This is a genomic window from Bradyrhizobium sp. (genome assembly GCF_019244115.1).
GTDB lineage: Bacteria > Pseudomonadota > Alphaproteobacteria > Rhizobiales > Xanthobacteraceae > Bradyrhizobium.
On record NZ_JAFATE010000555.1, the window covers coordinates 1 to 5,321 of the forward strand.

5 protein-coding genes are annotated in these 5,321 nt (G+C 65.4%); 1 reads left to right on the plus strand and 4 read right to left on the minus strand.

The window, feature by feature from the left end:
* Positions 1-809 (minus strand): fumarylacetoacetate hydrolase family protein (locus JOZ76_RS24580; protein ID WP_291702937.1); only part of this gene is annotated, 809 nt, incomplete at its 3' end.
* 188 nt (positions 810-997) lie between these two features.
* Positions 998-1,852 (minus strand): MBL fold metallo-hydrolase, encoded by an 855-nt coding sequence (locus tag JOZ76_RS24585; RefSeq protein WP_291702939.1) that lies wholly within the window; start codon positions 1,850-1,852, stop codon positions 998-1,000.
* A 110-nt stretch (positions 1,853-1,962) separates the two neighbouring features.
* Between JOZ76_RS24585 and JOZ76_RS24590 the strand changes: the two genes are divergently transcribed.
* Positions 1,963-2,433 (plus strand): DUF3775 domain-containing protein, encoded by a 471-nt coding sequence (locus tag JOZ76_RS24590; protein WP_291702945.1) that lies wholly within the window; start codon positions 1,963-1,965, stop codon positions 2,431-2,433.
* Positions 2,434-2,599: 166 nt separating this feature from the next.
* Here JOZ76_RS24590 and JOZ76_RS24595 read toward each other — a convergent pair whose 3' ends face one another.
* Both JOZ76_RS24595 and JOZ76_RS24600 read right to left on the minus strand, forming a co-directional pair.
* Complete coding sequence (locus JOZ76_RS24595) at positions 2,600-3,382, minus strand: SDR family oxidoreductase (protein ID WP_291702946.1); 783 nt, start codon at positions 3,380-3,382, stop codon at positions 2,600-2,602.
* 208 nt (positions 3,383-3,590) lie between these two features.
* Complete coding sequence (locus JOZ76_RS24600) at positions 3,591-5,198, minus strand: GMC family oxidoreductase (RefSeq protein ID WP_291702948.1); 1,608 nt, start codon at positions 5,196-5,198, stop codon at positions 3,591-3,593.
* Between the last annotated feature and the right edge of the window lie 123 nt (positions 5,199-5,321).

Genomic DNA, 5,321 nt, shown 5'->3' on the forward strand with positions numbered 1-5,321 from the left:
AGTCCCTCGATGCCGAGGGAGACGACGTCGCCGACATTGAGGAACTGTGGCGGCTTCATGCCCGTGCCGACGCCCGGCGGCGTGCCGGTCGTGATGACGTCGCCGGGCAGCAGCGTCATGAATTGCGAGACATAGGCGATGCATTGCGCCATCGAAAAGATCATGGTCGAGGTCGACCCGGTCTGGCGGCGCTGGCCGTTGACGTCGAGCCACATCGAGAGGCTTTGCACGTCCGCGATCTCGTCCCGGGTGACCAGCCACGGGCCGAGCGGACCGAAGGTGTCGTGCGACTTGCCCTTGGTCCATTGCCCGAGCCGCTCGATCTGGAAATTGCGCTCCGAGACGTCGTTGCAGATGCAGTAGCCGGCGACGTGATTGAGCGCGTCGAGCTCGGAAACGTATTTGGCGCGGGTGCCGATGATGGCCGCGATCTCGACCTCCCAGTCGAGCTTGGTCGAGCCGCGCGGCTTCTCGATCGGATCGGTCGGGCCCGAGAGCGCGGTATTGGCCTTCAGGAAGAAGATCGGCTCGGTCGGGATTTGCGCGCCGGTTTCCTTGGCGTGGTCGACATAGTTCAGCCCGATGGCGACGAATTTGGAGATGCCGGTCACCGGCGGGCCGAGCCGCGGCGTGCCGGGCACGGAGGGAAGCGAGGCGGGGTCCAGCGCGGCGAGCTTCCTCAGCGAGGCCGGTGAATAAGCCTCGCCAGTGAGGTCCTTCACATGCGACGACAGATCGCGCAGCTGGCCCGATTGATCGATCAGACCCGGTTTCTCCTGCCCCTTCCCGCCGTACCGAACAAGCTTCATCGTCCCTGCCTCCCTTATGAACGGCTTCTCCCGCTGGTTCCGGTTTCATGGAACAGCGCGCGGGGAAATTCAACCGCTCGGGCGCAATTGCAGCCCACCCCGTCGCGGGGAACGGGGCAGGCGGCGCCCAAGCCATAAAGCCGCCCAACTGCGGTCACCGTTCGTCCGCGATGAGGTTTTTGAGGCCCTCATGCCGCGCCGCCGCCGACAAATCTGAATGCCTCGCCGTCCCGCTTCAGGTGACCGGCGTCGAAATGCCCGCCGATCAGCAGCACGGGCCGGTCGGCAAACCGCTCAAACAACTGCCGCCGCGTCGCGGCCGCCCGCGTCGGGTCGAAATCGGCGGTCGATGACCAGTCGAGATGCGCCATCTGGCAGGGGTGGTGGGCGACGTCACCGGTCAAAAGGCCTTCGGCGCCATCGGAGACGATGTGGACGCTCATGTGGCCGGGGCTGTGGCCGGGTGTCGGGATCATGGTGATCTCCTCGGTCAGCTTGGCGTCGCTCGCGATCAGCTCGGCGCGGCCGGCGTCGACGACCGGCTTCACCGAATCGTTGAACACAAAGATGCGCTCCGGCGTATCGCTGAAATCGCGCCAGTATTCATATTCTGTTTTCCCGAAGACATAGCGCGCATTCGGGAATGTCGGCACCCATTCTCCGCCGGAGAGCCGCGTATTCCAGCCGACATGATCCACATGCAGATGCGTGCACAGCACGGTGTCGATGCTCTCCACCGGAAAGCCCGCCGCCGCGAGCGCCTCCAGGAACGGCGTGTTCCGGTTGTTCCAGGTCGGCACGCCGCGGCCCTGCTTGTCATTGCCGAGCCCGGTGTCGACCAGGACGCGGCCGCGCGGCGTCTGAAGGACCAGCGAATGGATCGACATTTTGAGGCGGCCCTCCTCGGTCGCGAAAGACGGGATCAGCCAGGGCAGTTTTAGGATTTCCTCGCGGCTCGCCAACGGCAGGATGAAGCGCGTCGAACCGACCGTCTCCAGCTCGACGATCTTCGTGATCCTGACCTGGCCGATCCGCCACTGCATCTACTTTCCCCTTCTCTCGCATCCGCTGAAGATGCTGGTTTCGCCGGGATCGCGCAATGGATCATCTGCCGCGCTGCCGCGTTATCCGGGCCAGCCTTTCGGAGACAGACATGCCGGAGCTTACGATTTCACCCGAGAAGGTCGCCTTTCTGATCGAGAAGGCGCGTGAGTTCGACGTCAAGGAAGCGGACGTCGATCCGGATTCCGGATCCAATCCGACCGACGACGACAACATCGACGTGCTGGAGGACAATCGCAGCGATCCCGTCGCCTTTGAACTGCGCAGCTTCATCAGGGCCATGAACGAGGACGAGCAGGTCGACCTGGTGACGCTGATGTGGCTCGGCCGCGGCGACGGCAGCATCGATGATTGGGACGAGCTGCGCGCCCGTGCGATCGAAGCGCGCGGCGAATACAATCAGCCGCGATCCGAGACCGCGCGCTATCTGCTGGGCGAGCCGATGCTCGGCGATCTTCTCGCCGACGGCCTCGACGCCTTCGGCATGAACTGGACCGACGAGCGGCCAACGCCGGATTCCGCCAGCCCGAGCGAACGCAGCGAGGACGATGGCACGCGATGATTGCTCGCAGGCGGCACTCGGCCGCTTGCGCTCGACGAAGTCAGGCTCAGTTGATGCCGCATCGGCGGCGCGCCCCCTCTCCCCGCACGCGGGGAGAGGTGAACAGCGCGCGCGGAGAACCAAACTTCATCCCGCGCTAGCCCATCGGCTACACACCGGATCGTGCTTACAGCGTCCCCGGGAAGGCGCCGCCGTCGAGCAGGATGTTCTGGCCGGTGATAAAGCCGGCCTTGGCGCCGCACAGGAAGGCGCAGGCGAGGCCGAATTCTTCCGGATCGCCGAAACGGCCGGCGGGATTCTGCTTGGCGCGCTCGGCCAGCAGCTCGTCCGGCGTGATGCCGCGGCGCTCGGCCTCGGCGTTGGCGGTGCCGCGCAGGCGGTCGGTCGAGAACGGCCCGGGCAGCAGCGCATTGATGGTGACGTTGCTCGCCACGGTCTTGCGCGAAAGACCGGCGATGAAGCCGGTCAGCCCGGCCCGCGCCCCGTTGGACAGCCCCAAAATATCGATCGGCGACTTCACCGCGGCCGAGGTGATGTTGACGATGCGGCCGAATTTTCGCGCCATCATGCCGTCCACCGTGGCCTTGATCAGCTCGATCGGGGTCAGCATGTTGGCATCGATCGCCTTGATCCAGTCGTCGCGGGTCCAGTTGCGGAAATCGCCGGGCGGCGGGCCGCCGGCATTGTTGACCAGGATGTCCGGCTCCGCACAGGCTTTCAGCACCGCCTCGCGCCCCGCCGGCGTCGTGATGTCGCCGGCCACCTCGGTCACGGTGACGGACGGATGGGCCTTGCGGATCTCGTCCGCGGTCCTCGCCAGCGCCTCGGCGCCGCGTGCTGATATCGTGACGTGCACGCCTTCATTGGCCAGCGCCATCGCGCAGGCGCGTCCCAATCCTTTCGAGGATGCGCAGACGATGGCGCGGCGTCCCTTGATCCCGAGATCCACTGTTTCACTCCCGTTGGCTGGTGATTTTTCAATAGCGAGCCGTGACTTTAGCCAAGGTCGGCAGCGCTGGTAAGGGACGCCGCCTCGCCAAAATGCATGGCAGGGCGCCATCGTACCAAGTGTCATTGCGAGCGAAGCGAAGCAATCCAGACTATTTCCGCGGAGGCAGTCTGGATTGCTTCGGCGCAAGCGCGCCTCGCAATGACGACTAGGAGGCCTTCAGCTCCGCCTTGATCATGTCGGCGGCCTTCTCGCCGATCATGATGGTCGGCGCGTTGGTGTTGCCGCCGATCAGCGTCGGCATGATCGAGGCGTCGACCACGCGCAGCCCTTCGAGGCCGTACACCCTGAGCTGCGGATCGACCACCGCCATCGCATCGCCGACGCCCATCTTGCAGGTGCCGACCGGGTGATAGACGGTGTCGACGCGCTGGCGCAGGATGGCGCGGATGTCGTCATCGGTCGTCACGGTCGAGGTCACCATGTCGGCCTTCTGCAGGCTGCGCAGCGCCGGCGTCTCCATCAGCCGCCGCGTCACCTTGAAGGCGTCGACCATGCTGTCGAGATCCTCCTCCTCGCCAAGAAAATTCGGATCGATCAGCGGCGCGGCAAGCGGATCGGCGCTGGCGAGTGCGAGGGTGCCGCGGCTCTTCGGCCTGAGCAGGCAGACATGGCAGGAGAAGCCGCCGCCGCCGTGGCGCTTGCGGCCGTGGTCGTCGACCATCGCCATGCCGAAATGCAGCTGCACGTCGGGGATGTCGAGATCGGGCCGCGTCTTCAAGAAGCCGCCGCACTCGGCGAAGTTCGTGGTGATGCGCCCGCGCCGCTCGCGCCGATACTGGCCGACCCCACGGAGGATGCGGGAGATCCCGCCGGGCGACAGCGAGGTGAAATTGGGATTGTCGGACTTGTAGTTGAAGACGAAGTCCGGATGGTCCTGCAGGTTTTTGCCGACGCCGGGCAGATGATGGGCGCTTGCGATGCCGAGCCGCGCGAGCGCAGCCGCATCGCCGACGCCCGAGAGCATCAGAAGCTGCGGCGTCTGGAACGCGCCGGCCGACAGGATCACCTCGCGGCGCGCGCGGAATTCCCTGAGCTCATTGCCCTTGCGATATTTCACGCCGACGGCGCGCCTGCCCTCGAACATGATCGAGGTCGCATGCGCCTTGGTCTCGACGCGCAGATTGGCGCGCGGGCCCATATAGGGATGGATGTAGGCGCGCGCCGCGCTCCAGCGCTCGCCATTGTGCTGCGTCACCTGGTAGGGGCCGAGCCCCTCCTGGTCCTCGCCGTTGAAGTCGTCGCGGATCACAAACTGCGCCTCGCGCGCGGCCTGCAGAAAAATCTCGTGCACCGGATTGTCGGTGCGCAGCCTGTTGACCCGGAGCGGACCGTCCTTGCCGTGATACTCGCCGCCGAAATCGGCGTTGCTTTCGGCGCGCTTGAAATAGGGCAGCACGTCGGCGAACGACCAGCCGGTGTTGCCGAGCGAGGCCCAGTGGTCGTAATCCCATTTGTGGCCGCGGATATAGACCATGGCGTTGATCGCCGACGATCCGCCGAGCCCTTTTCCACGCGGCTGATAACCGACCCGCCCGTTCAGCCCCTTCTGCGGCACGGTAGAGAAGGACCAGTTGTTGACCGGGCCGGCGACCATCAGCACCAGCGCATAGGGCGTGGTGACGATCCAGTTGTCGTTCCTGCCGCCGGCATCGAGCAGCGCGACCGAGGTCTCTCGGTCCTCCGAGAGCCGGCTCGCCACCGCGCAGCCGCCGCTGCCGGCGCCGACCACCACGAAATCGAATGTCTCCGTCACGCGTATCCCCCTCAATTGCGCTCCGTCATTGCGAGGAGCGAAGCGACGAAGCAATCCAGACTGTCTCCGCGGAGACGGTCTGGATTGCTTCGCTACGCTCGCAATGACGGTGTTGAAGCGTTC